This is a genomic window from Pseudomonas sp. NDM, from assembly GCF_003105095.1.
Lineage (GTDB): Bacteria > Pseudomonadota > Gammaproteobacteria > Pseudomonadales > Pseudomonadaceae > Aquipseudomonas > Aquipseudomonas moraviensis_A.
In genome coordinates this window covers 70,949-97,506 of the sequence record NZ_QETJ01000008.1, presented here as the reverse complement: position 1 = coordinate 97,506, position 26,558 = coordinate 70,949, and the positions used below count along the sequence as shown (strand labels likewise).

At 60.6% G+C, this 26,558-nt stretch carries 17 protein-coding genes; 2 read left to right on the top strand and 15 right to left on the bottom strand.

Features of this window, described 5'->3' with window-relative positions; all coding sequences use genetic code 11:
* Positions 1 to 89: 89 nt before the first annotated feature.
* From DCO47_RS03990 to DCO47_RS03935, 12 genes are all read right to left on the bottom strand, one after another.
* The gene (locus DCO47_RS03990; protein WP_116657505.1) at positions 90 to 1,778 is read right to left on the bottom strand and encodes a polyurethanase; all 1,689 of its coding nucleotides are present in this window, start codon (positions 1,776 to 1,778) and stop codon (positions 90 to 92) included.
* A gap of 58 nt (positions 1,779 to 1,836) precedes the next feature.
* Positions 1,837 to 4,914: an autotransporter serine protease gene (locus DCO47_RS03985; protein WP_116657504.1), complete on the bottom strand. Its 3,078-nt coding sequence runs from the start codon at positions 4,912 to 4,914 to the stop codon at positions 1,837 to 1,839.
* A gap of 196 nt (positions 4,915 to 5,110) precedes the next feature.
* On the bottom strand, positions 5,111 to 8,062 hold the full coding sequence (locus DCO47_RS03980; RefSeq protein ID WP_116657503.1) for an autotransporter serine protease: 2,952 nt from the start codon (positions 8,060 to 8,062) through the stop codon (positions 5,111 to 5,113).
* A gap of 336 nt (positions 8,063 to 8,398) precedes the next feature.
* A complete protein-coding gene (locus DCO47_RS03975; protein WP_116657502.1) occupies positions 8,399 to 9,766 on the bottom strand; it encodes a TolC family outer membrane protein in 1,368 nt (455 codons plus the stop codon).
* Positions 9,767 to 9,768: 2 nt separating this feature from the next.
* Entirely contained in the window at positions 9,769 to 11,118 is a 1,350-nt protein-coding gene (locus DCO47_RS03970; RefSeq protein ID WP_042610047.1) for an HlyD family type I secretion periplasmic adaptor subunit, read from the bottom strand.
* The gene (locus DCO47_RS03965) at positions 11,115 to 12,890 is read right to left on the bottom strand and encodes a type I secretion system permease/ATPase (RefSeq protein WP_116657501.1); all 1,776 of its coding nucleotides are present in this window, start codon (positions 12,888 to 12,890) and stop codon (positions 11,115 to 11,117) included. The genes DCO47_RS03970 and DCO47_RS03965 overlap by 4 nt, the downstream gene beginning before the upstream one ends.
* Positions 12,891 to 13,094: 204 nt before the next feature.
* On the bottom strand, positions 13,095 to 13,523 hold the full coding sequence (locus tag DCO47_RS03960) for an AprI/Inh family metalloprotease inhibitor (RefSeq protein ID WP_165839180.1): 429 nt from the start codon (positions 13,521 to 13,523) through the stop codon (positions 13,095 to 13,097).
* A gap of 91 nt (positions 13,524 to 13,614) precedes the next feature.
* Complete coding sequence (locus DCO47_RS03955) at positions 13,615 to 15,060, bottom strand: serralysin family metalloprotease (RefSeq protein WP_042610050.1); 1,446 nt, start codon at positions 15,058 to 15,060, stop codon at positions 13,615 to 13,617.
* 463 nt (positions 15,061 to 15,523) lie between these two features.
* Positions 15,524 to 16,609, bottom strand: coding sequence for a polyamine ABC transporter substrate-binding protein (locus DCO47_RS03950; protein WP_116657499.1), 1,086 nt, complete (start codon positions 16,607 to 16,609; stop codon positions 15,524 to 15,526).
* A gap of 55 nt (positions 16,610 to 16,664) precedes the next feature.
* Positions 16,665 to 17,009 (bottom strand): cupin domain-containing protein, encoded by a 345-nt coding sequence (locus DCO47_RS03945; protein ID WP_083352711.1) that lies wholly within the window; start codon positions 17,007 to 17,009, stop codon positions 16,665 to 16,667.
* A 31-nt stretch (positions 17,010 to 17,040) separates the two neighbouring features.
* Positions 17,041 to 18,447 carry an FAD-binding oxidoreductase gene (locus DCO47_RS03940; protein WP_116657498.1) on the bottom strand — a complete coding sequence of 469 codons (1,407 nt, stop codon included), beginning with the start codon at positions 18,445 to 18,447 and terminating at the stop codon, positions 17,041 to 17,043.
* Positions 18,448 to 18,498: 51 nt separating this feature from the next.
* On the bottom strand, positions 18,499 to 19,314 hold the full coding sequence (locus tag DCO47_RS03935) for an AraC family transcriptional regulator (RefSeq protein WP_116657497.1): 816 nt from the start codon (positions 19,312 to 19,314) through the stop codon (positions 18,499 to 18,501).
* A gap of 265 nt (positions 19,315 to 19,579) precedes the next feature.
* Here DCO47_RS03935 and DCO47_RS03930 point away from each other — a divergent pair, with 265 nt between their 5' ends.
* Positions 19,580 to 19,852 (top strand): DUF1652 domain-containing protein, encoded by a 273-nt coding sequence (locus tag DCO47_RS03930; RefSeq protein WP_042610106.1) that lies wholly within the window; start codon positions 19,580 to 19,582, stop codon positions 19,850 to 19,852.
* A gap of 49 nt (positions 19,853 to 19,901) precedes the next feature.
* Here the strand turns inward: DCO47_RS03930 and DCO47_RS03925 are convergent, their stop codons facing one another.
* A complete protein-coding gene (locus DCO47_RS03925) occupies positions 19,902 to 22,376 on the bottom strand; it encodes a UvrD-helicase domain-containing protein (RefSeq protein WP_116657496.1) in 2,475 nt (824 codons plus the stop codon).
* Positions 22,377 to 22,634: 258 nt separating this feature from the next.
* Here DCO47_RS03925 and DCO47_RS03920 point away from each other — a divergent pair, with 258 nt between their 5' ends.
* The gene (locus DCO47_RS03920) at positions 22,635 to 23,330 is read left to right on the top strand and encodes a pirin family protein (protein ID WP_042610056.1); all 696 of its coding nucleotides are present in this window, start codon (positions 22,635 to 22,637) and stop codon (positions 23,328 to 23,330) included.
* Positions 23,331 to 23,384: 54 nt separating this feature from the next.
* On the opposite strand, the gene pgm is transcribed toward DCO47_RS03920, so the two are convergent.
* A complete protein-coding gene (gene pgm, locus DCO47_RS03915; protein WP_065616300.1) occupies positions 23,385 to 25,031 on the bottom strand; it encodes a phosphoglucomutase (alpha-D-glucose-1,6-bisphosphate-dependent) in 1,647 nt (548 codons plus the stop codon).
* Positions 25,032 to 25,139: 108 nt separating this feature from the next.
* Positions 25,140 to 26,540, bottom strand: a complete 1,401-nt coding sequence (locus DCO47_RS03910) for a PLP-dependent aminotransferase family protein (RefSeq protein WP_116657495.1) — start codon at positions 26,538 to 26,540, stop codon at positions 25,140 to 25,142.
* Positions 26,541 to 26,558: the final 18 nt, after the last annotated feature.

The following is a 26,558-nucleotide window of genomic DNA, read 5'->3' as shown; positions in this document are numbered from 1 at the left end:
ACCGCTATCGCGAGCAGGCTCACTCCTACAGTTGAATGCGTTTCGTCAGCAAAACCGCTTCCAATTCAGGATCGCCCACCTATTGGGAATCAGGCGAAGACGAAGCTCGAGTCAGACAGGTTAGCCACGCCCACGCCAATCAGCGTGACGGCAAAATCGCCAATCTTCAGCACGGTGTCGGCGCCGGACTGCGCGGCATGCTGCTTGTAGTCATAGCCCTGCCCCGCGCCCTCGACGCCCATGAACAGCAATTTGTCGCTGCCCTGATAACCATTGATCGCATCAAAACCGAACGCGCCACTGAACAGGAAGGTGTTGTTGCCACCCATCGCCGTCATCACGTCGTTGCCGGTGCCGCCAACGAAGGTCACCTGCGCCTTGTCGCTGATCAGTTGGTCATCGCCACCGAGGCCGAACAGCCAGTCGCCGTCCGCCGTGGCGTGCAGCGCATTGCCGTAGCCATCACCGCTGAGCGAATGGTTGTACCGGGTCAGTTCGCTGCCGTTGCTCAAGCCCTTGGCGGTGACGCCCCAAGTGAGCTCCTTGCTGCCCCACCATGAACCGGCCTCCTTGCTGACCAGCGCGCCGATGTCGCGGGTCAGGCTGATGCCGCCATAGGCGTCGCGCACGTACAGCGTGCCGTCGCCGTCGTTGGCGAAGCTGAAGTTCTGCAGCGGTTTCTGCAGATCGAAAGTGTTGTGGCCTTGCCCGCCCAAAATCACGTTGTAGCCGCCGTCATCGCGGAAACGGTCATCGCCGCCCAACCCTTCCAGAAAATCGTTGCCCGCCCCGCCCTTGAGCCAGTCGCCGCTCTGCGAGCCAATGATGAAAGTGCTGCCGGTGTGCGGCTCGCCGCTGCGGCCCAGGTCCTCGACCCAGGTCTTGCCCCGCGACGCTTCTTCAAGATTGGCGACGATGATCGTCGAGTCTCGCTCGGTCAGGTTGTAGAACGCCGAATCGATCACTCGATTCAAGCCATCGGCATAGCCCAGCGAACTGTGCGCCGACCAGTTCAGCGGGTTGACGATGCTGAACGGCACCAGGTTCTGCGCCGTGGAGGCGTAGTTGTCGGTGAAGTTGACGAGGTTATCGGTGGTCGATTCGTGCGGCTTGTCGTGCTTGCCCATCGACGCCGCGCTGAACGTGGTGCCGTCGAGCACGCGGAACACTGGATCGTTCTCGAAACCGACATTGAGCACCTGGCTGCCGACGCTGCTCTGGGTCGGCGAGGCGAACGCAATGTAATTGGCGTCCTGGTAGAAGCCACCCCAGTTGTCCGCGCTCAACTCGGCGACGCTGTTGACCCCGAGGCCACCGAGGCTGTGGCCGCTGATCAGCACGTCCCCGGCAGCAATGCCGTTGCCAATCGCGAAAGCGGCGACGGCCTCAAGCAGTTTGTCGAAGGCGTTTTTCGCGTAGTTGCTCGCATAATCCGATGGCCCGACCGCTGCCAGCAGATTGTTTTTCAGATCGCCGAAAGTGTCGCTGTAACCCAGCCCGCCGGTGCCGCGAAAGGCAATGCCGAGGCCGATCAGTTTGCCAGCGGCGTCGTATTTGCCGAGCACTTCGGCTTCGGCGCTGGTGAAGCCGTCCTTTTCACCGAAAAACGTACCTTGCGCGCCGACCTTGGCCTGATAGCCCAGCGCCGTCGCAGTGACCGGCGCCCACGCGGTGGCGGGCAACGGTTTGCCCGTGGGCGTGTAGGCATATAGCGTCAGTGCGATGGCGTCGCTGTACAAGCCTTTGCCGTCGGCATTTTTGTAATCGAACAGTCCCATGTGCAGCGCTCCCTTTTCGTGAAAAACCGGCAGCCCGTGAAGCGCTGCCGGTTACGCCTCAGAACTGCCAGTCGAGGGTCAGACCAACGCCGTGATCCTTCTCGCTGGAACCGATCAGGCCGTTGTAATCGAGGTTGACCCGCACGTCGCGATCGAGCGCCAGACCGGCACGTACACCGACCACGGCGGCATCGCGATCCATCGACACGCTCTGCACGGTGAACGCGCTGTTGCCGTTGGCGAAGGCCAGGTGGCTGTCGGCATCGACGCTGCTCAGGTTGTGCTGCCAGCCGAGGCTCGCGCCCAGCTCCAGTTGATGCTGGTCCGACAGGGCAAAGCTGCGCTTGGCACGCACGCCGAGGGTCGACAGCACCACGTCGCGGTTGTCTTCACCACCCTTGAGCGCGGCGGCGTCACCCTTCTCGGTGAAACTGTCGGTGTTGAGGTGGACGTAGGACAGATTGGCAAACGGCTCGAGGTTCATCGGTTGCAGGCCCAGATCGTAGGCGGCCTCGGTGAACAGTTGCGCGGTGGTCGCGTCACGCTTGGTTTTCTGTTTGCCGCTGACGTCGCCGAACTGCAGATCACGTTTCACATCGATGCGATGCCAGCTGTAGGCGCCGCCGACGGTCAGGCGCAACGCGTCGATTTCATGGCCCAGATACGCGCCCAAGTGGTAGCTGTCGACCGACGCGGAGGAATGCGTGCCGCTGCCCATGCTCAACGAACTGTCGCTGTAACCGGTGACGAAACCGAGACGGGTATCTTCAGCAATCAGACCGTCGACACCGGCCAGCAGCCCACCGATGGAGCTGTTGGAATCGGCATTCTCATGTCCGCCATCACTCTCGCCCCACGATCCGAGGACCTTGACCCAGACGTTACTGCGATCATCCGTCGGCGCATCGGCATTGAACAGATCACGCTCACGCAGACGCTCGCCGACCGCTTCGCGCAGGTAACGGCTATCGTTGATCAGCAGCGTGCCAATGGCCGGGTGGATTTCACCCGACAACTGTTGAAAGGCCTGCTGCGCCGACGCCGCGTTTGGCGACAGCAACAGGGTTTCGAACAGCGCATTGCCTGCGCCCAGACGCTCGGCGGCGGCACCGACGGCGCGCTGGTTCGGCGTCAGGCCGACGCTGGCAAACGATGCCTCATTCCGCCCGACCGCCAGTTGAATGCCGCCCGCCGAGTAATCGAGGTTGCCGCCGAGGAAGGCGTAATTCGGCAAGACCTGACCGAAGCGCCCTTCAATGCCACCCGCTGCTTGCAGGATGTTGTAACGGGTGCCGAGCAGGCTTTGCACTTCGCCGGTGCTGAGCAAGGTCGGGCTGTTTTCCAGTGACAGGCTCACCGTGGCGCCTTCGACGACCGCTTTGCCGCTCGCAACGATCTGGTCGCTGCTGGTTGGCGACAGCTCTACGGCGTAGGTCGAACCCGGCGCGAAGGTCACGTCACCGGCCACATTCAGAGTGCCGATGGAATTGCCCGGTGCCACCGTACCGCCGCTATTTACCGCCAGTGCGCCGATGCGGCCGTTGCCGCCGAGAACACCACCATCATTCACCGTGACCGCCGATTGCAGCGAGCCATTGATTGCCAGTCGCCCCTGATTGACCAGGGTCGGGCCGCTGTAAGTGTTGTTGCCGGTCAGCACCAGGGTGCCGATGCCTTGCTTGGTCAGACCGCCGTGGCCACCGATGTCGTTGCGCCAGGTGTCGAGGCCGCAAGTGATGTCGCTACAGACCCGCTCGGTCGGTTTGCCCTGATCGATGATCGCGCCGATGCCCGGCAAGTCAGCAACAAACTGGCCGGAGCCGTAAGCGCCCTGCACGCGGAATTCCTCGGCAATATCCTGCTCGGTCACGAACATCGCCGGGCCGTCGATGGCTTTGCGCAGATTGATCATGCCCCAACCGTACAAGGCGTCGATGCCCGGCGCGCCGAGGTCGGTCGCCGTAGTGCGCAACACGCTGGCGACCTGATCGCCGCTCATGTACGGAAAGCGCTCCATCAGCACCGCGATGGAACCGGCGACGTGCGGTGCCGCCATCGACGTGCCGTTGTAGTTGGCGTAGCTGGTGGTCAGGTTGCCGGCGTTGGTGCCTTCGATGATCGAGCTGTAGATCTTCGTGCCCGGCGCCGAGACGCAGTAACTCGCCGTGTAGCCGCAACGCGAGGAGAACGTGCTGATCACGTAGGGGTTGGCGCTGGCCGCGTCCGGGTTCTGCTGCAACGCGGCGACGGTGATCCAGTTCGGCGCGATGTCCGGGACGAAATAGCCGAGACCGGCGATGGCATCCGGGTTGTTGAGGTTGTAGTCGTTGCCGGCGGCGAAAATGGTGACGATGCCGCTGCGTGCGGCGGCAATCGCACCGTCGTAGGCGCCGCCCGGTTTGGTGCCGAGCAAGGTGCGGATTTCGTTGAATTGCAATTGCGCGTCGTTGACGGTGAAGTGCGGGTACGCCGGATCGCGGCCGCCGAGGTCGAAGCGGTCGGTGATGCCGATGCCCCAGCTGTTGTTGATGATCCGCGCCCCGCTGGCGATCAGCGCGTCCCAACCGGCCTTGTACACCGCACCATCGTTGCCGCGAACGATGCCGTCCTCCGGCCCCGGGTCGCCGTTGTCGGCGCTGATGATCTGCGCGCCGAACGCGACGCCATGCATCACCCCGCCGTCGCGACTGCCCGCCGCGATGCCGCCAACGTGAGTGCCGTGGGCGCCGAGTTTGCCGTTGGAGCCGACCGAGGGTGAACCGTCATACAGGAACGCATCGCCGGCCTTCACCGGAATGTACGGGTCGGTGTATTCGCGGATACCGCTGGTGACCAGGGTCACCACTTTGTTGCTACCGGAGAACTCCGGATGCGCGGCGTACACCGGCTGATCGAAGATCCCCAGTTTCACGCCTTTGCCGGTGTAGCCGGCGGCGTAAGCGTAATCCGCGCCGATCGCGCCCAGGCCCCAGTCAGCCTTGAATTCATTGCTGCGCCAACTCGAAGGATCGCCATTGCGGCCGTTTTCCACGTAAGGCGCTGCCTGCGCCATCGCACTGGCACAAAGCATTGCGGCTGTCAGGGTTTTCAGGGCAAAGCGGCCACCCGATTGCGCGGGGGTATTGTTGTTATCCATCCACGACCTTCCTTAGTGATGTTGCGAAAAATCCTGTTGTCTGTGCTGCCGTGCACGCTATTTGTGGCGAGGGAGCTTGCTCCCGCTCGGCTGCGCAGCAGCCGTAAAATCAGTCAACGCGGTCTGCCTGACGCAAGGCGGGGGCCGCTTCGCGCCCCAGCGGGAGCAAGCTCCCTCGCCACAGGAAAGCGCTCGGTCAGAACTGCCAGTTCAAACTCAGCCCAACGCCATGCAGCTTCTCGCGGCTGGCCAGTTGGCCGTTGTAATCGAGGTTGACCCGCACGTCCTTGCTCAACGCCAGACTGGCCTGCACGCCGACCAGCGCCGCATCGCGTACCAGCGCCGAGCTCTCCACCGCGTACGGCGTGCCGCCATTGGCAAAGCGCACATGTTGCTCGGAATCGATATCGCCGAGGCTGTGCTGCCAGCCGAGACGAGCGCTGACGTCCAGCGCTTGCTGGTTCGAAAGGTTGAAGGTTTTGCTCGCCCGTACGCCCAGAGTGCTCAGCACCACATCGCGCTGATCGCCCGAGCTTTTCAGCGCAGCGGCATCGCCCTTTTCGGTGAAGCCTTCGGTGTCCAGATGCAGGTAAGTCAGGTTGGCGAACGGTTCCAGCGCCAACGGTTGCAGTTGCAAGCGATACGCTGCCTCGCCGAAGACCTGGGTGGTGGTCGCGTCAAGCTTGGCTTTCTGCTTGGCGCTGACTTCGTCGTATTGCAGATCGCGCTTCACATCGCCGCGATGCCAGCTATACGCCGCGCCGGTGCTCAAGCGCCACGGGCCGAGGTCGTGGCCGGCGTAAGCGCCGAGGTGATAGCTGTCGACTTTCGCCGAAGAATGCGTGCCCGAGCCCATGCTCAGCGAACTGTCGCTGTAGCCGGTGACCAGACCGATTCGGGTCTGCTCGTCGAGCGCGCCGTCGACACCGGCCAGCAGGCCGCCGATCGAGGTGCGGTAGCCTGCGGTGTCGTGGCCCGAATCGGTGCTGCCCCACGCGCCAAGGGCTTTGATCCAGCCGTTGCTGCGGGTCGCGGACTCATCGTGCAGGCGCTCGCCGACTGCATCACGCAACTGGCGGCTGTCATTGATCAGCATCGTGCCGAGCGCCGGATAGATTTCGCCGCTCAACTGTTGAAAGGCTTGCTGCGCCGAGGCTTGAGTGGGTGCACGCAACACACTTTCGTAGACGGAATTACCGGCGCCCAAAGCTTCGACGGCCGCCGCCACCGAACGCTGGTTGGGCGTTTGCCCGACACTGGCGAAGCTGGTCGTGTTGCGTTCGATGTTCAACTGAATGCCGCTCGCGGCGTAATCGAGGGCGCCGCCGATGAACAGGTAGTTCGGTACTACCGCCGCGAACTGCCCCTGAACGCCGCCCGCCGCTTGCAGGATGTTGTACTGGCGACCGAGCAGGCTTTGCGCTTCGGCGCTGCTGAGCAGTGTCGGGCTATCTTCCAGCGCGAGACTGACGCTGGCGCCGCTGACGGTTGCCGTGCCGCCAGCAACGATACGGTCGCTGCTGCCTGGCGATAGCTCTACGGCGTAAGTCGAGCCCGGTGCGAATGTCACATCACCGGCGACGTTCAAGGTGCCGATGGAATTGCCCGGCGCGACCCGGCCGCCGCGGTTGGCGGTCAACCCGGCAATGCGTCCGGAGCCGCCGAGGATCCCGCTGTCGTTGACGGTGACCGCTGAGGTCAGCGAACCGTTCACGGTCAGCAGCCCGCCGTTTACGGTGGTCGGGCCACGGTAGGTGTTTGCGCCGCTGAGCAGCAATTGACCGGCGCCGGACTTGATCAGGCTGCCCTGATGCACCCGGTTCGCCGCTGCTGCATCGCGGAGCATGCCGACCGCGTAATCGGTCTGATCCTGCTGGCTGGCCCCGGCCGCAACGCCGTTCTGCCAGCCTTTATCCTGCAGGGTTTGCTGCCAGGCGCTGTGCTCGGCGAGGTCTTCGCTCTGACGCTGGATCAGCGCCTTGTCGGAGATGTCATTGCTCCAGACATCGCGCTGCCCGGCCTCCAGATTGGCATCGAACGCGCCGAGCAATTGCCCCGGCCCGCGCATGGCCCGGTTGAGGTTGGCGACGCCCCAGCCGACGCGCTCGTTCGGTGCGTCAGTGACCGAGCCACCGAGCTGGGTGGCGGTGGTCAGCAGCACTTCCAGCGCCTGCTGGTTGTTCATGTACGGATAGCGTTCCATCACCAGCGCCAGGGCACCGGTCGCGTGCGGTGCGGCCATCGAGGTGCCGGACTTGATCCCGTAACCGCCACCGGGAATGGTGCTGTCAATCTTCGCCCCCGGTGTGGTGATGCACCAGTATTTGGCGATGCCGCACTGGTTGTACTTCTGCTGATTGCTCTGATCGAGCCCGGACACCGCCAGCCAGTGGCCTTCCAGATCGGGCTGAAAGTACGGCAGCGCTGAGCGCACGCTGGCATTCGGGTAGCCACTGTTTCCAGCGCTGAACACATTGATCACACCGCGCCGCGACACATCGGCAGCGGCGTCGAGCCATGTGCCCTTGTTCCAGTGTTGCGCGTAGGCGGCGTGCAGATCCGCCAGCGTGCGGTAGCTGACATCCGGCGGCTGACTGCCCCAGCTGTTGTTGATCGCCCGCACGCCGGCGTCGGCCAGGCTGTCGTAGACCGCTTTGAAATAGCGCGGATCAGGGCCGGGGCCGAAGAGGAAACTGTCGTTCTTGTTGGTATTGCCGACGTAGATTTGCGCGTTATACGCCACGCCATGCATGCCGCTGCCGTCACGCGACGCGGCCATGGTGCCGACCACGTGGGTGCCGTGGGAATCGTTGTTCGGGTTGAGCGTGCCGTCGACGTTGAACACTGAGCCATCGACGTAGCTGCCGCTGGCGGTTACCGGGTGATAACGGTCGGCGGAGAATTCGGGGTGGGCGGCATCGAAACCGGAATCGAGCGCGCCGATTTTTACGCCCTTGCCGGTGATGCCGGCGGCGTAGGCTTGATCGGCCTGCATGCGCTCCAGACCCCAGTCACGCAGAAACTCGGCGCTGCGCCAACTGGCCGGATCGCCGGGCTGGCCGGATTCCAGGTATTGGGCCTGAACCTGGTTTGCAGAAATCACAAGCAACAGCGTGCCGACCGAGATCGGCTTGATGCGTACGTCCATGTTGATCACTCTCGTTTTTTGTTTTTTTGTACAAGGCTGACTGCGGTGTCGCCTGTTTCCCCTCACCCCAGCCCTCTCCCCAGGGAGAGGGAGCCGATTTGTGTTGATGTCAAAACCTGAGTTCGACGCGGTCGTTCATGTCGATGCAGCTATCGCAGGCAACTCGGTCGCTGCCCTCACCCCAGCCCTCTCCCCGAGGAGAGGGAGCCGATTTGTGTTGTCTTCAGTCATCCTCGACCTGGAAAAACCAGTCGATTACGGATTCAGCAGCGCTCGTTCAAGTCGGTGTATCTCTTCAATCTCCCCGAATCGGTCCCCTCTCCCTCTGGGAGAGGGTTAGGGTGAGGGCTGTTGCGCGACCACAAATGCCTCATCCACCCGGGCCAGATCCTGCTCGTTCAAAGTCCCGGCGTAGTAATGCAATTTGGTCCAGGCCATCAGGTAGTCGTAACGCGCCTGGGCCAGATCCCGGCGGGTGGTGAACAGTTGCTGCTCGGCGTTCAATGCGTCGAGATTGGTCCGTTCGCCACCCAGAATGCTTTGTCTGGTCGACACCACCAGCGCTTCCGCCGACTTCAAGGCCTTCTGATAAGCGCGCAATTTGTTCACGCCCGACAGACAGGCGCTGAATTGTCGGCGCAGTTCGATCAAGGTCTCGCGGGTCTTGCCATCCAGTTCGTATTCGGCCTGTTCCATGGTGCGGCTGGCTTGACGGGTCGAAGCCGATACCCCGCCCCCGGCGTACAGCGGCACGCTGACTTCCAGGCCGATGGTGTTGGTTTCGTAGCGTTGGTTATAGGTATTGCCGCTCTCCGACTCGTTGTCGCGCATCGAGGCGTAGGCGCTCACCTTCGGCAGGTGCCCGGCGCGGTTGCGCTCGACTTCATAGCGCGCCACCTCGACAGCCTGGCGTTGCGAAGCCAGGTTCGGGTTGTTGCTGATCGCCAGTTCATGCCAGGTGTCGAAGCTGGCCGGTTGCAGCGTGAAGGTCTGAAACTGCTGACCGAGCGGGGCCAGGTCGCCGATGTCCACCGCTGGCACGCCGACCAGCGCCCCCAGTTCGCGCAAGGCAGCATCCTGCTCGTTGCGCGCTTCGATCTCCTCGGCAGTCGCCAATTCATAACGCGACTCGGCTTCGAGAATATCGGTGCGGGTGCCCTCGCCCTGCTTGAACATGTGTTCGTTCTGCTGGAACTGTTGCTCGTAGGCCTTCTTCTTCGCCTGGGCGATGTCGATCTGATCCTGGGCAAACAGGGCTTTGGTGTAGTTATCCAGCACTCGCACCAACAGCTCCTGACTCTTGCCGCGAAACGCTTCGTCGGCGAACAGCGACTGGGCGACACCCTTGCGATACGCCGCGTAAGCCTCGTAATCGAGCAGCGGTTGTTGCACGGTCAGCGCCGAACCGTAACTGCTGTAGTTGCGCTCGTCGGTGCGGTTGCGCGCACGATCATCAAGCGACGTAGCCTTCGAAGAGTTGCGCCCCTTGTTGTAGGTGTAGCCGATCCGAGGCAGCAGCCCGGCGCGGCCGATGGCGCGGTTTTCCAGGCCGGCATCGCGCTCCTTGATCGCGCCAAGGAACACCGGGTCGTTACGCAACGCCTGTTCGTAGATCTCGAACGGCCCCATGGCCGCGACTGCCGAGTGACTGGCCAACAACATGACTGCTGCCAGCATTGAAAGCTTATTCATACAGCCGAACATCCTTATTCCTCGGTCAACGCGGAACCGGCGCGATCGAGCAGCGGTTTGAACAGGTAGTTGAGGAGTGAACGCTCACCGGTGCGCACGAACATTTCCGCTGGCATGCCCGGTTTGATCACCAGGCCGTTGAGTTTTTCCATCGCCTGATCGCTGACGCTGCTGCGCAGCACGTAATACGGCACGCCGGTTTTCTCATCGACCATCTGGTCGGCGGAGATCAGGCTGACTTCGCCGGGCACGCGCGGGGTTTTGCTCTGGTTGAAGGCGGTAAACAGAATGTCCACCGGCAGATGCGTGCCGACCTTGTCGATCAGGTTGATTGGCAAATGCCCTTCCACCTCCAGGGTGGTGCCTTGCGGAACGATCTCCAGCAGCGTTTCGCCCTGACGCACCACGGCGCCTTCAGTGTGCACGCCGAGATTGACCGCTACGCCATCGGCAGTCGCCAGGATCTCGCTGTGCTGCAAATCGAAACCGGCGGAGGTCAGTTGCTCGGACAGGGTCACGCTCTTCAACTGCGCGTCGGCCAGTTGCGTGCGGACCTCCTTCTGGTATTCCTCACCGTGCTGTTGCAATTTCAGGCGCGACTCAAGGATGCCCTGCTCGACACGACCGCTTTCGCCGGTGTTTTCCGCCAGTTGCTGTTGCACTTGCGACAATTGCCGCTGGTAGTCCATCAAGCGGTTGCGCGGAATGTAGCCGTTGTCGGCCAGCGGTTGCAGGTTGCTCAATTGTTGCTGCAAAGAGCTGGCCTGGGCATTGAGGTCGCTGCGCGCGCGGCGCATCCCGGCCAGTTGCGCAGTGGCGCCTTCGATATTGGCGCGCAGTGCCGCCTGCTCACGCGAGAACGCTTCGCGGCGGCTGCTGAACAGTTGCCGCTGGCCTTCCAGCACCAGCGCCAGACGCGGATCCGGGTCGTCGCTCAGTTCGGGCGGAAAGGTCACTTGTTTGAGGTTGTCGCGCTCGGCCTGCCAGCGCGCAAGGCTGGCCCAGGCCATGCGGTATTGCGCCTGCAGCGATTGCACATCGGCCGCCACTTGCGTCTGGTCGAGGCGGAACAGCGGCTGGCCCTGCTTCACGATTTCGCCTTCGCGCACCAGAATCCGGCTGACCACGCCGCTGCTCATCGACTGCACGGCCTTGCGCTTGCCCGAAACCACCACCGTGCCCTGCACCGGAATGCCCTGATCCAGCGGCGCCAGTGCCGCCCAGGTGAAGAAACTGCCAGCGCCGACGATGGCCAGAATCCAGCCCATGCGCGCGAAAAATTTCGCATCGCGTTCCGGACGCTCAGTGAGATAGGCGTGTTCCATGTTCGCTTCGTTTTCAGTGTTCATGCTGGCGCTGCTCATACACCCGAATTCCTGGTCGTGGGCTGATACTGCCGGCTCATGCTGAGCCCGCCCGGTGCTTGTGCAGCTTTTTCGCGGTGCTGTTCCTGTTGCCCGGACAGTGCCTTGAGCACATCCTGACTCGGGCCGAACGCCTGCAGACGACCGTCGTTGAGTACCAACAGCTTGTCAGCCTGGGCCAGTACCGAAGAGCGGTGCGTAACCAGAATCACGGTGGTGCCCTGCGCCTTGAGTTGTGCGATGGCACTGGCCAGTGCAGCCTCGCCGACCGTATCGAGATTGGAGTTGGGCTCATCCAGCACCACCAGACTCGGCGTGCCATACAGCGCACGGGCCAGTGCCACGCGTTGCTTCTGGCCACCGGACAAGCCACTGCCGTCCTCGCCCAGCTTCGTGTCGTAGCCCTGCGGCAGGCGCAGGATCATCTCGTGGACGCCGGCCTGTTGCGCGGCGGTGACGACTTTTTGCGAGTCGGTTTCGCTGAATCGCGCAATGTTTTCCGCGATGGTGCCGCTGAACAGCTCGATGTCCTGCGGCAGGTAGCCGATGTAAGGGCCAAGCTGATCGCGATTCCAGCGGTGGATATCGGCGCCATCCAGACGCACGGTGCCGCCCAGTACTGGCCACACGCCGACCAGCACGCGGGCCAGCGTCGATTTGCCGGAGCCGGAAGCGCCGAGCACACCGAGTACTTCACCGGCACCGAGGTTGAAATTGACCATGTGCAACGTCGCGGAACGTTGTCCCGGTGGGCCGGCGCTGACCTGTTCGAAGGAAATCTGGCCCTTCGGCGCTGGCAGCGCCATGGCCTCGTCGCTTGGCGGGAACGCCTGCAACAGCGCATCCAGACGGCGGTAAGCCAGCTTCGCCCCGCTCCACTGTTTCCATACGGCGATCAACTGGTCGATCGGGCTGAGCACGCGGCCCATGAGGATCGAACCGGCGATCATCATCCCGGCGGTCATGTCGCCTTTGATCACCAGCAAAGCGCCCAGGCCCAGCACCAAGGATTGCAGGCACAGACGCAGGGTCTTGCTCAACGAACTGATCACCGCGCCGGTGTCGCTGGCCTGGTTCTGCAAGCCGAGAAAGCGCGAATGCACCCCGAACCAGCGTTTGCGCAGCGACCCGAGCATGCCCATGGCCTGAATGGTTTCGGCGTTGTGCAAATGGCTGGTAGCCAACTGACTGGACTGCTGGGAAAACCCGGCGGCCTCGCCCAGCGGCTTCTTGGTCATGTATTCGTTGAGGCACGCCAGTGCAATCAGCAGCAACGCACCCGCCGTGGCCAGCACGCCGAGCCAGACGTTGAACAGGTAGATGACAAACAGATAGACCGGAAACCACGGCGCATCGAAGAAGGCGAACAATGCAGGACCGGTGACGAACTGACGGATGTGGGTCAGGTCGCCCAGCGACTGCCCGGCATTGCCCTCGCCCTTGAACAGGTTGCGCTCGAATGCAGCCTGATAGACCCGCAGGTTGAAACGGCGCTCCAGCTGGCTGCCGATGCGGATGACGATAAAGCTGCGGATGACTTCCAGCAGCCCGATAAAGGCGAAGAAACCGACGACCATCAGCGACAGCATCGCCAGGGTGGTTTCGTTCTGCGACGACAGCACCCGATCGTAGACTTGCAGCATGTAGATGGACGGCACCAGCATCAGCACGTTGATCAGCGCGGTAAAACAACCGACGCTGATCAAGATGCTCTTATAGTCACCCAATGCCTTGATTAACGGAGCGGTGGCTGGGGCCTTCGCCATCTTCATTGATTATTCCTGAACATTATTCATCGCCCCTGCGAGGCGACACTTCAATTAATTAAGCGAGCCATCCGCGGATACACTTGCGCGGCGGCCACTTACACTTTCATAACAACTAACGCCGAATATTGCGGCGCAGTTGCCTTTATTGACCTTGCTTATAACCGTGTGACCAATCGCTATAGCTGTATTGGTTTGTAAAAAGGCCGATCAGTTATCGGGCGCCGTACGTTCCAGCGTGACGATCAGCCCGGACTTCAAAGTCGCCAGATACAACCCATCACGTTGTCGGCTGAAAAACTGGATTCTTGAGCCTTCGCTACCGGTGATCGACAAGCCGTCAGGATCAGGAAACCAGCCGATCGGAGCTTGCTCGAGCCACGCACCCAGACAGTCTGCGCCCTGGCCAAGGGTCTTGTTGGCGAGCAGTTCGACGCTACAGGTATTGGAGGGTTTGTCCTGCAGCTTTTGCGTCCGCAGGTCCTCGACTGTGCTGGACAGTGTTGCCTGCCACTTTCCGGCAAACACGGAGGGTTCTTCGAGTCTGAGGCTGCTTGCCATCGCTGTTGCTCCTGAAATCGTAACGAGCGCCACTGAAAGCCACGCCGATGCCTTGTAGGTAAAAGCTCTGTAGATCATGGGAAATTTCGCTCCAGCCCTTAGCGTTGCGTACAGCGCCTACCGATGCAAGTAAAGAAAGCGACGCCTTGGGCGCCGCTTTCCCTTCACATCACGCCACGATGTCGCTGGTCGCTGCCTGGCCAACGGTGCTGACGATGAAGTCCGCCACGCCGTGCCCGGAGAAATCCACCGACAACAGGCTGTTGCCGCCCGACGAGGTCAGCACTGCATCGCCAGCGGAACCGGTGAAGCTGCTGACGAAGTGCAGCCCCGCCCCGTTGGTGATGCCGGTCAGGTCGATTTTGTCCAGACCGCTGACGAAATCGAGGATCTGATCGATCGCACCCGGCTTGGAGTCCGAGCTGGCAGCGAACACGAAAGTGTCCGAACCGGCGCCGCCCCATAGTTTGTCGGCACCGCCCGCGCCGTAGAGGATGTCGTTGCCGGCACCGCCCTTCAGCTCGTTGGCCACACTGTTACCGATCAGCAGATCGCTGCCCGAACCGCCAATGGCGTTTTCGATGATCGCGCCCTTGGCAATCGACACGTTGCCGACCAGCCCGCCCACGTCGGAGAACGAAGCGTCATTGAGGTTGATCTTCTGGTTCTGGGTGAAGCCAGAGAAATCCAGAGTGTCCTTGCCGCCGGCGTCCCACACCGAGAACACCACTTTGTCACTCGACGACGAAGCGCTGAGGAAATCGCGGCCGGCGTTGGAATTGAAGCCGTAGGTGGTGTCGCCGGTACGGGTGCTGGTGTTGGCACCGTAGAGTTTCTGGATCGCAGCAATGTCGTCCATCAGCGGGCCGGACGAATAGGCTTCGACGCCGCCCTTGCTGAAGTTCTGGTTGGTGTTGCTCTCGCTCCAGTAACTCATGACGCTGTAGCCGCGGGTGTCCTGGCCGTAAGTCGCGTCGTTGTAGGTCGGGTTGCCATTGCCGGCGTTGTAGTCGCCAGGGTGAGCCAGGCCCAGGGTGTGGCCGATTTCGTGGGTCAGGGTCTGACGACCGTAGTTGTTCAGATCCGGGTTCTTGTTCTGCGTGTAGCCGCTGTTGATCAAGTACCACGAAGTACCGTCATAACCGGCGCCGGTACCTGGCAGGTAGGCGAACGCCGCCGCGCCATCCTGGCCGCCGCTGTAGTTACCGAACGTCATGTGGCCGTCGCCGCCCGAAGCTTTCTCGGTGAACGTGACATTGGCCACGTCGGCCCAGGATTGCATGGCGAGCTTGGCCTGCGCCTGCTGCTGCGCGCTGAACTGACTGAACCCGCTGATCCCGTGCTTGTTCATCGTGCTGTTCGATGCCGACGTCAGGAACGTATAGGTGAGTTCGATCTTGCCGCTGCCGTCCTTGTCCTGGTAGGCAGCGCCATCACGCAGCAATTGCGTAGCCGCCTGATCGACGGTGTACGAGGGTTTGCCATTGACCGTGAGGTTGCCGCCACGATCGTATTGATGGCTGAAGCTATTGATCTGGTTGTACGCCGAGCTGAAGGCGGCCAATTGGAAAGCCTGTTCGGCGGAATCAACAGCGTTGGTTTTAACTTTTGACATAAACACACTTCCTTGTTTAGCAATGGAACAGTTTTTGTCCGACAGGACGATCTTTGGCGAGATCGTCCTATCACTCGCCCAATGAAGGCGTAACGAACCTGACACAATTTGAAATCTGTCGTAAAGGATTTTTTTGCGATCCAATTTCGATATATCAGGAAACTGCCGTAAACAAAGCGCGCGGGGAGGAAAGATTGTTGTTAGTTGCTGGGGACAGGGTAAATCGTCTGACGATTTTCTATTTAAATATTAAATATCGGTAAGTTTGGATTTGTTGGGCAAGTCACACTTTCAGACAGCGGTGCCAGTGCTTTGATATCAACTACTCGCTTCACGCAATATCATTGTGGAAGCGAGCCTGCTCGCGAAGGCGCCTGCCCAGTCAACATAATTGTTGAATGACAGACCGCTTTCGCGAGCAGGCTCGCTCCCACAGGGGGCTTGTGTGTTCGTCCTGGAAAACTCAGCTACCGGTGCGGATCTTGTTCCAGACCCGCGTACGAATCCGGTCGATATTCAGCGGCATCGCCTCCAGCGCGAACAGCTTGCCCATCATTTCCGGGCTCGGGTACACCTTGGTGTCGTTCTTGATCGCCGGATCGATCAGGCCGTCCGCCTGTTCATTGCCATTGGCGTAATGCACGTAGTTGGTAATCCCGGCCATGACGTCGGGGCGCAGGAGGTAGTTCATGAAGGCGTAGCCGGCCTTCTCGTCCGGGGCGTCGGCGGGCATGGCGACCATGTCGAACCAGATTGCCGCGCCTTCCCTGGGAATCGCATAACCGATCTCGACGCCGTTTTTCGCTTCCCTGGCGCGGTTCTCGGCTTGCAGGATGTCCCCGGAAAACCCGACCGCTACGCAAATATCACCATTGGCCAGGTCGCTGGTGTATTTCGATGAATGAAAGTAGCTGACATAGGGCCGGACTTTCATCAGCAGCGCTTCGGCTTTCTTGTAGTCCTCGGGATTCTTGCTGTGGTGCGGCAGACCGAGGTAGTTGAGCGCCGCCGGGAGCAATTCCGGGCCGTTGTCGAGAATCGCCACCCCGCACTTCTGCAGCTTTTCCATGTATTCGGGCTTGAAAATCAGGTCCCAGGAATCCACCGGCGCATTGTCACCGAGCACCGCTTTGATCTTGGCGATGTTGTAGCCGATACCGGTGCTGCCCCACAGGTATGGAAAGCCGTGCTCGTTGTTCGGGTCGTTGGTCTGCAAAGCCTTGAGCAACGCCGGATTGAGATTCTTCCAGTTCGGTAGCTGACTTTTGTCGAGCTTTTTCAGTGCCCCGCCCTGAATCTGCCGCGCCATGAAATGGTTCGACGGGAAGACCACGTCGTATCCGGATTTGCCGGTCATCAACTTGCCGTCGAGGGTTTCGTTGCTGTCGTAGACGTCATAGGTGACGCCGATGCCCGTGTCTTTCTGGAAATTCCTGGTGGTGTCCGGGGCGATGTAATCGGACCAGTTGTAGACCTTGACCGTCTCGGCCGCGTGACTGACGGAAACGGCCAGCAGCAGCGGCGCCAATGCGAGGGTTTTCTGGATCATGGGGCGATTCCTGTATGGGCTTTTTTTGTTGGCAGGCAATCAAACGATCGAACAATCAGAAAATCAGCACGTAGCTCTTGCGCACGGTTTCCTGGATATCCCAGATCCCGAGCGTGTTGGCTGGCAACATCAGTGCGTCGCCGCCTTGTATGTGCAGGGTTTCGGCGCCACCGTCGGGGGTGAACGTGCAGCGACCGGAAATGAAATGGCAGAACTCCTGCGCGGTGATCTGTCGCCGCCAGCGCCCTGGAGTGCACTCCCAGACGCCGGTTTCAACCCCGTCGTCGCGCTCGACACTGGTGGTCGAGGCGATTGCGACGGGCTCGCCGAGGGGCACGGCGACCGGGCTGGATTCTTCGAGCGCCAGCGTGGCGGTGTTCTTGAATTGGGTGATGCTCATGGCGTGACCTGTTTATTGAGGGAAACGGCGTTTAGTGCATGAAGCCTTCCATGAAGCCGGCGACCCCGCTGGCCAGCTTGCGCCGCCAGGGTGCAGTGGCCGGGTTGGCCAGGGTCTGGTCTTCGTGCACGAAGCTTTTGATGATCGCGTTGTAGCCCAACCAGCGGCACGGCTCCGGCTCCCAGGCGCGCAGCGCATGAATGCCGCCATCGGGCAGCACCCACGGTTGCCGGGTCAGTTCGCTGTCGCGTTCGAGAATCAGATCGGCCAGGGTGCGTCCGCCGAGATTGCTGGCACCGACACCTTCCCCGCCGTAACCGCCGGACAGCGCGATGCCATTGGCGCGGTCGCAGAGCATGTGCGGCTTGAAGTGCCGCGACATGCCGAGGTTGCCGCCCCAGGCGTGGGTGATCTGCACGTTTTTCAGTTGCGGAAACAGTTCGCCGAACAGATAGCGGCGCAGTTCGACCTCGTCGCGGGTCAGGTTGAAGTCATGACGCAGCTTGCCGGCGAACTGATAACCGCCACGGGCGCCGAAAATCAGGCGGTTATCGGCACTGCGCTGGCCATAGGTGACCTGACGGCTGAATTCACTGAACGCCTGGCCGCGATTCAGGCCGATTTCATCCCAGGTCGCAGCCGACAGCGGCTCGGTGGCGACGATCAGGCTTTGCACCGGCAACTGATAGCGGCCCAACGGCGGCAACGTCACCGAATAACCTTCCACGGCCGGGACAATCCAGCGGCCGCGCACGCTGGCTTTGGCGGTGCGCAAACTGCCTGACTGCCAGTGGGTCACCGGGCTGTTTTCATAGATCTTCACGCCCATGTTCTGCACGGTCTGCGCCAGACCGCGCACCAGTTTCGCCGGGTGAATGGTCGCAACGTGAGGGGCGAAGATGCCGCCGTAAGGTTTCGCCACGCGGAGCTGCTGAGCCAGTTGCTCGGGGCTGAGCCAGCGGTAATCGTCGTCCGTCAGCCCTTGAGCGTGCAGCTTGCTCAGGTAATCGCGCAGCACAGTTTCCTGTTCGGGATAGCGCGCAGCACAATAAAGCACCCCACCCTTGCGGTAATCGCAGTCGATGCCTTCACGTTCGATGACGATTTCCACTTCATCAGGAATGCTGTGCAGCAGATCGTAAGAAGCCCGGCGTTGTTCTGGCGACAACCCTGCCAGCAGACGATCCTCGCCGAGCAGGTTGCCCATCAGCCAGCCGCCATTGCGGCCGGAAGCACCGAATCCGGCGGTTTGCGCCTCGATGATGGCGATATCCAGGCCGGGCGCGTTTTTCTTCAGGTAGTACGCCGTCCACAGTCCGGTGTAACCGGCGCCGATGATTGCCACGTCGACGTCCAGATCCCGCTCCAGCGCAGGCCGGGCCACCAGCGGCTCTTCGAGCTGATCCATCCACAAACTGATCGTGCGCCACGCCGACATGCCAGACTCCGCCACTGAAAACCTCGATGGCGTCGATCCTAGTGGTTGTCTTCAGTGGCTGTCTTGCGCGCGTGCCCGCAGAGAAATTTGTCTGGCGTAGGCCTTGGGTGACTGGCCGGTGTGCTCGCGAAAGCATTTGTAGAACGCTGACAGCGAATTGAAGCCGGCGGCGAACGCCAGTTCATCGATACGCAACGGCGGCGTGGCGCTGTCGAGGGCGCGCAGCAAATGCTGCAGGCGCGCCTGATTGACGTAGCGATAGAAGCTTTGCCCAAGCACTTGGTTGAGCAGATAGGAGATCTGATTGCGGCTGTACCCGCACTCCTTCGCCACCCGTTGCAGGTCGAGCTCAGGATCCAGATAAGGTTGCTGTTTTTCGAAATACTGCTGCAGGTCTTCGGCCATGAAACTCAATTGCCGCGGTGACAGCCCGAGACGACTGACCGCCGGGCGCTGGCTGGGTGCCGAACTGCCGTCGGCTTGAGTACGCACCAGCGAGGCGTACTCGTTGACGCGCCAGATCAAACCGTCCTTGACCGTGATCGCTTCGCTGGAACGGAACGACACCAGGCCATCGCCACCGCGCAAAGTCACCTCGTACTGAATGAACGCCGTGTTGCCGTCCACCCGGATGCGGTCGCAATGTTCGAGCAGTTCGTCGGATTCTCGCGGCATGCTGACGCGCACGTATTCGCGCAACTCGTCCAGAGCAAGCACGCGATTCTGAAAGAAATCGTTGTACTGGATATCAGCGTGATAAAGCGCCATGACGCTGTCCAGATCCCGGTGTTTCCAGCTCAGGTGATAGCGCATGACCGTGGCGGCCGTGGCCTGGGTCTGTTCTGGGCCGTCGTCATCGGCGTGCATAAGCGGCTCGGCGAAAAAGAACCGAGCTTGCCCAACTTCCTCTGCCGCTTCAATGAAAAATCCATGGTGGCGTTTTGGCGATAATCGATGAGCCAGTGACTTACATCAAAAAATGCGAATCAATCGCTAAACGGACTGAAAAAACTCACAGTTTTTTCACACACGGATGCTACTTTTAAAGCTCAAGCACTGGTTGAGCCAATGAAGGCTCTTCCCACCTAACATGAGCAAAAGGAAGCGCTCGATGAAGCAGGCGGGCAACACCATGAATAAAGGGTCCAGCAAAGTCACCTTTCCCAACGCTTGCCAGCTGATGCGCTGGCATTTTCATCCCATGGGATTCGAAGCGACGATGGATGCACCGGGCAGCCTGATCGCCCGTCTGTTCGATCGTGCCAGCGGCGAAACCATGATCGCCATCGCTGGCATTCCCTGTGCGACGGTGATGAACGCGGCGGATGTCGAGCGAATCATCGAAGCCATCGAGGATGAACTGGAAGCCTTCACTCCTCCGGAATCTCTGAAGAACTACGCATAACCGACTGATTCAAAAAGAAAAGCCCGCAGCGATGCGGGCTTTTTTATGCTTAGGCGGTGGTCTTCTCCGCGCGATGATCGACGAAGAATGGCTTGCCCCTGGCGACTCTATCCGACGCTCTCGGCATGTTCACCGCTTGGGGTTCTTGCGGTTCGACGTACCAGTAGCAATGGCTGACGGCCCGGGTAATGCCCACGTAGGCCAGACGCAGGATCTCGTCTTTTTGCGCACTGTCGTACGGCTCGCTGTCGCCGGTTTTGCCCAGTCCGGCCATGCGGTAGACCTGATTCTTGTACGGCGAACTGGTCAGGTGCTGGCAGTCGCCCAGCAGAAACACTGCATCAGCCTGCAAACCCTTGGCACTGTGATAGGTCAGTTGTTTCAGCCGTCGCGCTTCGTAGGGCAAGTTCGAATCTACATTAACTACCGGCTGAATATGCTGTTCTATCAATAACTTATCGCTGCTTTTTCGATAGAGCATCAAGATCGAATCGCCGCGGCGGTAATGTTCCGCCAGTCGTTGACCCAGCGCCTCGTCATTCCGCTCGAGCACGTTGACCGGCTGCAATGGTTTGGGCTCACCACTGGCCCTGGCCTTCTTGCCTGCGATGGCCGGCGCTGCGCGGACAATGTGCTCGGCGGCATCGATGATGTGTTGATGACTGCGGTAGTTGTCACTGAGCATCACCCGCGTGGTGCTCGGCGAAGGAAACTCCTTGTTGAACTCCATGAAGTAGCTCGGCGAACTGCCGCGCCAGCCGTAAATGGATTGCCAGTCATCGCCGACGCACAACAGCGACGAACGCTGCGCACCGCGCCCGACGTGCATGGCCGGGCCACGGCTGCGGATTTCGTTAAGGCTGGCGCGGATCCATGAAACGATCTGCGGCGAAACGTCCTGAAACTCGTCGATCATCAAGTGCGACATCGGTCGCAGCAGCTCATCGCTGAGCAACTTGAGGTTTTCCGGTGAGTGCTCGCTGAACAGGGCGAACATGCGATTGTAGGTCATCACTGGCGGTTTCTGGTCCAGCAAGTGATCCTCGAACGCGCGCCAGAACAGGCTCAGGGCTTCGAAGAAAAACCGATCGGGATCGTCTTTGGCAAAGCTCATGCGACTGACCGCGTCGGGTACATCCAGGCCAAGGTTTTCGATAAAGCCTGCCGCGCCGACAAAACAATCGAGCAGCGGCGCCGACGCCAACTCGCCTTTAACCTTATAGTCGAAGCCAGGACCGGCGCTGGCATCGCCGGCCAAGGTCGCCAGAACACGCCTTGAAGACTCGTAACTATCCAACCATATCAATGGTTTACGACAGAAAGCTTGAAACAGTGTGCGCTTGACCGCCCATTCTGCGCGGACGCTTAGCTTGGCGTTTGGCCGACATAGCTGGGCGTTTTCTTTGGAGTCAAACCCGAGCACCACCCAGGCATCCAGGCTCGGGATATAGCCGTGACAGTGGAACGTCGAGCCGTTGATCTCGAACGTTTGCCGACTGGGTTCGATCCCCTTGATGGGCCACGCACCCGCGCGAAACCACAGATCCTCAATGACGTCGCACAGCTCTTCATCGCGCTTGGCCGCAAGCTCGGTGACCGCCATGCGCTTTTGCACATCGGGGTGATCGCGTTCCAGCTCCTTCAACTGCAGCCCGGCGCGGGACAGCGGCTGGATCAGCTGGCGGAAACGCTCATCTTCGTTGAACAAGCGGTGATAGCAGGCATTGAGTTGCTGTCGCTGCGCGTCATTGATGCGCAGGTCGAACGGATTGCTGTCGACCTCTTCCGCGCTGCTCTGCGGACGATCACTGAGATTCTCAAAGGCCTGCAGGCGCTCGAACCCAGGCAGGCTGCGGACCATGGGCAAGATGCGCGAGTGGAAGGTTCGCACCAGCTCACGGGCCTGTTTGAGGTTCAGCGGCTGGCCCCACAGCGTAAAGATTTCAATCAGTTTGTTGATGAAATCCTTGCGCGATTCGCGGGTGAAGGTCACCACAGTCATCGAATCCAGCTCAAAACCCAGGTAGTGGCTGAGCAAAAGTATGCGGAGCACCAGCGTAGTGGACTTGCCCGCGCCAGCACCGGCCACCACCGAGGTGGACGGCGTGTCGCTGAAGATCATCTTCCACTGCGCGGCGCTGGGCTGGGCGTGGGCCGGGAGTAATCGGGCCACATCGGCCTTGATGCGCCTCTTTAGCTCCGCCGTGAGCGGCAGGCGCCAGTCATCGAACAGATTGTTATCGACGCCGGGCGGACGATGCTCGGTGTTGCGGCTATCGCGAATCAGCAGGACCTGCCGGCCCTCTTCCAGCCCCTCGAGCTTGCCTTCCTTGAAGCCGTATTCGACGCCAGCAGTGTGCCCGCTGCGAAACCCGTCGGCTTGCCCGTGCAGCCACGAGGCGCGGTGCTGGGCGCGCAGTTTTGTCAGGCCGTGGCCGAAGAAACGCGCGGCCAGACGCTTGAACCAAGGCATCTCGGCCAGTGGACGAAGTTCAGGAGGAAGATCGGGAATGTGTTGCACCACGCTGACGGACTCCAGGGTGTGAGGCTGTGGCGGCTATGGTGTCTGGATTTGTCGTCCAGTTCTAGCGAAATGCTTACAGGTCATCGGTTTAGGCGACGAATTGAAAGTCAGATGAAACGATTTCAAGGCTGAATTCCATCTAATAACCTGATCATGATGCGGCAGTTTTTGCGCTTTTTATCGATGAATGCCTGATAGATGATCGTCGTCATCAACCACGGGGCCCGCCCCCTGACGAACCTTATTGAGGAGACGATCATGCTTGAACTCAGACCCTTCAGCTCGCTGGGCGGCGCCCATCATGGCTGGCTGGACGCGCATCACCACTTTTCGTTTGCCGAGTACTACGACCCGCAGCGGATGAGCTGGGGCAATCTACGCGTGTGGAACGACGACATCATCGCTGCAGGCACAGGTTTTCCGCAGCATCCGCACCGCGACATGGAAATCATCACCTACGTACGTGAAGGCGCGATCACTCACCAGGACAATCTCGGCAACAAGGGCCGTACGGAAGCCGGCGACGTCCAAGTGATGAGCGCCGGCACCGGCATCGCCCACAGCGAGTACAACCTGGAAGACAAGGAAACCAAGATCTTCCAGATCTGGATTCTGCCGACCGAAACCGGTGCCCCTCCATCCTGGGGAGCCAAGCCGTTTCCCAAAGGCGAGCGCGAAGGTTTTGTCACTTTGGCCAGCGGTAAGGCTGGCGACGATGAAAGCCTGCGCATCCGCGCCAACGCACGTCTGGTGGCGGCGAACATCAAGGCTGGTGAAACTGCCGAATACCGTTTGGACGAGGGACGTCGCGCTTATCTGGTCCCCGCCACTGGCGTGATCGAGGTCAATGGCTTGCGTGCGCAAGCGCGTGACGGTGTCGCAGTGGCACACGAGCAAGTGCTGACGGTCACGGCGATCGAAGACAGCGAGATCGTACTGGTAGACCTGGCCTGATCCGCAGGCAATAAAAAAGGGCAACCCTGACGGTTGCCCTTTTTCATGTGCCCATCATTTAGTGGAAATAGCGCCATCCACCAAAGTTTGCGCTTCGGCCACCAATTGCTTGAGGTGGTCGTCGCCGAGGAAGCTTTCGGCGTAGATCTTGTAGATGTCTTCGGTGCCCGACGGACGCGCCGCGAACCAGCCGTTTTCGGTCATGACTTTCAGGCCGCCAATGGCCTGATCGTTGCCCGGTGCGTGGCTGAGAATGCTCTGGATTTTCTCGCCCGCCAGCTCGGTCGAAGTGACCTGCTCCGGCGACAGCTTGCTCAACAGAGCCTTCTGCTCAGGATTGGCCTTGGCGTCAACGCGCACCGAGAACGGTTCGCCCAGCTCATCGGTCAATGCGCGGTAGGCCTGGCTTGGATCGCGCCCGGTGCGCGCGGTCATTTCAGCGGCGAGCAACGCAGGAATCAGACCGTCCTTGTCGGTGCTCCAAACGCCGCCATCCTTGCGCAGGAACGAGGCGCCGGCACTCTCTTCACCGCCAAACCCCAACGAACCGTCGAACAGACCGTCAGCGAACCACTTGAAGCCGACCGGCACTTCGTAAAGGCGACGACCCAGGCGCCTGGCCACACGATCGATCAGACCACTGCTGACCACGGTTTTGCCCACGGCGGCATCTGCGCGCCATTGCGGACGGTTCTGGAACAGGTAATCGATCGCCACCGCCAGATAATTGTTCGGTGCGAGCAAACCACCGGACGGCGTGACGATACCGTGGCGGTCGTGATCCGGATCACAGGCGAATGCCACGTCAAAACGTTCTTTCAGACCAATCAGGCCCTGCATCGCGTGGCTGGACGATGGGTCCATGCGGATCTGGCCATCCCAATCGACGGTCATGAAACGGAAAGTTGAATCGACCTGTTTATTCACCACTTCCAGGTCGAGACGGTAATGCTCGGCAATGGCCGACCAGTAGCGCACCCCTGCTCCGCCCAGCGGATCGACACCCAAACGCAGCTTGGCGTCGCGGATGGCATCGAAGTCGATAACATTGATCAGGTCGGCGACATAGGTATTGAGGTAATCGTGACGATGGGTCGTGCTGGCCTTGAGCGCTTGCTCGTAGCTGATGCGTTTGACCCCGGCCAGCTTGTTCGCCAGCAGTTCGTTGGCCTTGGCTTCGATCCACTTGGTGATGTGGGTGTCGGCCGGGCCACCGTTGGTAGGGTTGTATTTGTAGCCACCGCTCTGTGGCGGGTTGTGCGACGGGGTGATGACGATCCCGTCTGCCAGGCCAGAGGTACGGCCGCGGTTGTAGCAGAGAATGGCATGGGAAATCGCCGGCGTCGGCGTGTACTCATCACCTTCGGCGATCATCACGGTGACGCCATTGGCGGCGAGGACTTCCAGTGCGCTGGCGCCGGCCGGGGTCGACAAGGCATGGGTGTCGATGCCGACAAACAGCGGGCCGGTGATGCCTTGGGCTTCGCGATACAGGCAGATCGCCTGGCTGATGGCCAGAACGTGCCATTCGTTGAAACTCAAATCGAAGGAGCTGCCGCGGTGGCCGGAGGTGCCGAACGCCACTCGCTGGGTAGAAATCGATGCATCAGGCTGGCCGGTGTAATAGGCCGTAACCAGTCGCGGGATATCGACCAACAGTTCCGCCGGTGCCGGTTTGCCCGCAAAAGGACTGAGTGTCATGCAAAAACCTCTGAAATCGGAGTGGTTCAGGAAATGCTGCGCAGTTTACTGGCAGTTTGACCACTGTGCGACGGGATGTATCCAAACCTCGCCCGATGTTTTTTAACGTTATTTGCCCGGCGACAATCGCAATGCATCGCCGAGAAGTCCGATCACGCCTGGCAAATCCCGATCGCCCTGGTTAAGCGCGCTCAAACGCAGTGAGTCCGCATGCAGGCCTTGGAGGCTGAACAGTTCCCCCGGCGCCACGATGACCTGTTGCTTGAGCAGTCGATGAAACACATTCGGCATGTCGACGGGGCGTAACGAGCGCACCCACACCGTCGCGCCGCCCCGAGGCTCGACGATCTGCAGCGTATCGCCCAAACGCTCGCGCAACACCTGTATCAACAGCGTACGGCGCTCACTGAGCATTCGCCGTAACACGCATAAGTGCTGATCAAGCCGTCCGCCGCTCAACAGCCTGGCAATCGCCTTCTGACGTATGGGCGAGAGGCGAAACGCGCGTAACAGGAAATGACGTTGCAACTCGTCACGCCAATGCCGCGACAGCACAAAGCCGAAAGGCGCTTCGGCACCGATGAATTTCTCGAAGGTGGAAAACACCAGCAAGCGCTGAGGGTCTAGCCAGTTCCGCAGTCGCTGTGAATCACTGCACTCGTCAAGCTCGCTGTAGCAGTCATTCTCCAGCACCCAGACCCCATGTCGCTCCAGCATCCTGGCGATGGCCTGCTGCTGCTCATCACTGAAGCCACGGCCCAGAGGCATGCTCAACACCGATGACAACAGGATCAAACGTACCGGCTCGTTCTTCAAAAGCGATTCCAGTGCTGGCAGATCGAGCGCGCCCCCAGCCTGCGAGGCCCACTCGATCACCCGCACGCCGGACGATTCGAGCAGGCGCAAGATCGCCCAGTCGCAAGGCGATTCGACAACGACAGCGGCGTGACGCAATTCCAGTACCGAAATCAGAATCTCCAGTATTCCCCGCAAATCAGCACCGATATAGACATCATCGGCATGCCAGTAATGCTCCGTCGAACAGGTATAACGCGCCGCCAGAGCGACCCGCAGCTCCAGCTCACCGCAAGGCTGGGCCAATGTCTGGGGCTGACGCGGGTATTGACGCAACAGCTCCCGCTCCAGCGTCAATAACGGGCTGTCCAGCGGTTGCAGCGACGCCGGCTCATCGGCGCTCAAAACACACATCCCGGGACGTCTCGCATTGACGTAAACGGTTTCCAGCAGATCACTGCCATTGCCGAGCGAGTCCACGCTGAACAGCGCGTTCGCGTAATACCCTGATTTGGCTATGGAATAGACCCGACCTTCTTTTTCCAGGAGCGAATACGCGTATTGCACCGTTGAAATGGACACATTCAGCCGGTCGGCCAGTTGGCGCAACGAGGGCATGCGTACCGCCGTGCTCCCAGTGGCATCATCAATCAGCGTTGTCAGATATCGATAAACTGCCTGATAAACAAAATCATTGTCCCGCGCGCCCTTCACAACCTCGTTTCCGTAGAC

Coding starts and splice junctions, on each gene's coding strand:
- DCO47_RS03985 (WP_116657504.1), bottom strand. CDS start 4,914: ATGGATAACAACAATACCCCCGCGCAATCGGGTGGCCGCTTTGCCCTG.
- pgm (WP_065616300.1), bottom strand. CDS start 25,031: ATGACACTCAGTCCTTTTGCGGGCAAACCGGCACCGGCGGAACTGTTG.
- DCO47_RS03970 (WP_042610047.1), bottom strand. CDS start 11,118: ATGAGCAGCGCCAGCATGAACACTGAAAACGAAGCGAACATGGAACAC.
- DCO47_RS03955 (WP_042610050.1), bottom strand. CDS start 15,060: ATGTCAAAAGTTAAAACCAACGCTGTTGATTCCGCCGAACAGGCTTTC.
- DCO47_RS03920 (WP_042610056.1), top strand. CDS start 22,635: ATGCTTGAACTCAGACCCTTCAGCTCGCTGGGCGGCGCCCATCATGGC.
- DCO47_RS03990 (WP_116657505.1), bottom strand. CDS start 1,778: ATGGGACTGTTCGATTACAAAAATGCCGACGGCAAAGGCTTGTACAGC.
- DCO47_RS03980 (WP_116657503.1), bottom strand. CDS start 8,062: ATGGACGTACGCATCAAGCCGATCTCGGTCGGCACGCTGTTGCTTGTG.
- DCO47_RS03950 (WP_116657499.1), bottom strand. CDS start 16,609: ATGATCCAGAAAACCCTCGCATTGGCGCCGCTGCTGCTGGCCGTTTCC.
- DCO47_RS03975 (WP_116657502.1), bottom strand. CDS start 9,766: ATGTTCGGCTGTATGAATAAGCTTTCAATGCTGGCAGCAGTCATGTTG.
- DCO47_RS03940 (WP_116657498.1), bottom strand. CDS start 18,447: ATGTCGGCGTGGCGCACGATCAGTTTGTGGATGGATCAGCTCGAAGAG.
- DCO47_RS03930 (WP_042610106.1), top strand. CDS start 19,580: ATGAATAAAGGGTCCAGCAAAGTCACCTTTCCCAACGCTTGCCAGCTG.
- DCO47_RS03945 (WP_083352711.1), bottom strand. CDS start 17,009: ATGAGCATCACCCAATTCAAGAACACCGCCACGCTGGCGCTCGAAGAA.
- DCO47_RS03960 (WP_165839180.1), bottom strand. CDS start 13,523: ATGATCTACAGAGCTTTTACCTACAAGGCATCGGCGTGGCTTTCAGTG.
- DCO47_RS03965 (WP_116657501.1), bottom strand. CDS start 12,890: ATGAAGATGGCGAAGGCCCCAGCCACCGCTCCGTTAATCAAGGCATTG.
- DCO47_RS03935 (WP_116657497.1), bottom strand. CDS start 19,314: ATGCACGCCGATGACGACGGCCCAGAACAGACCCAGGCCACGGCCGCC.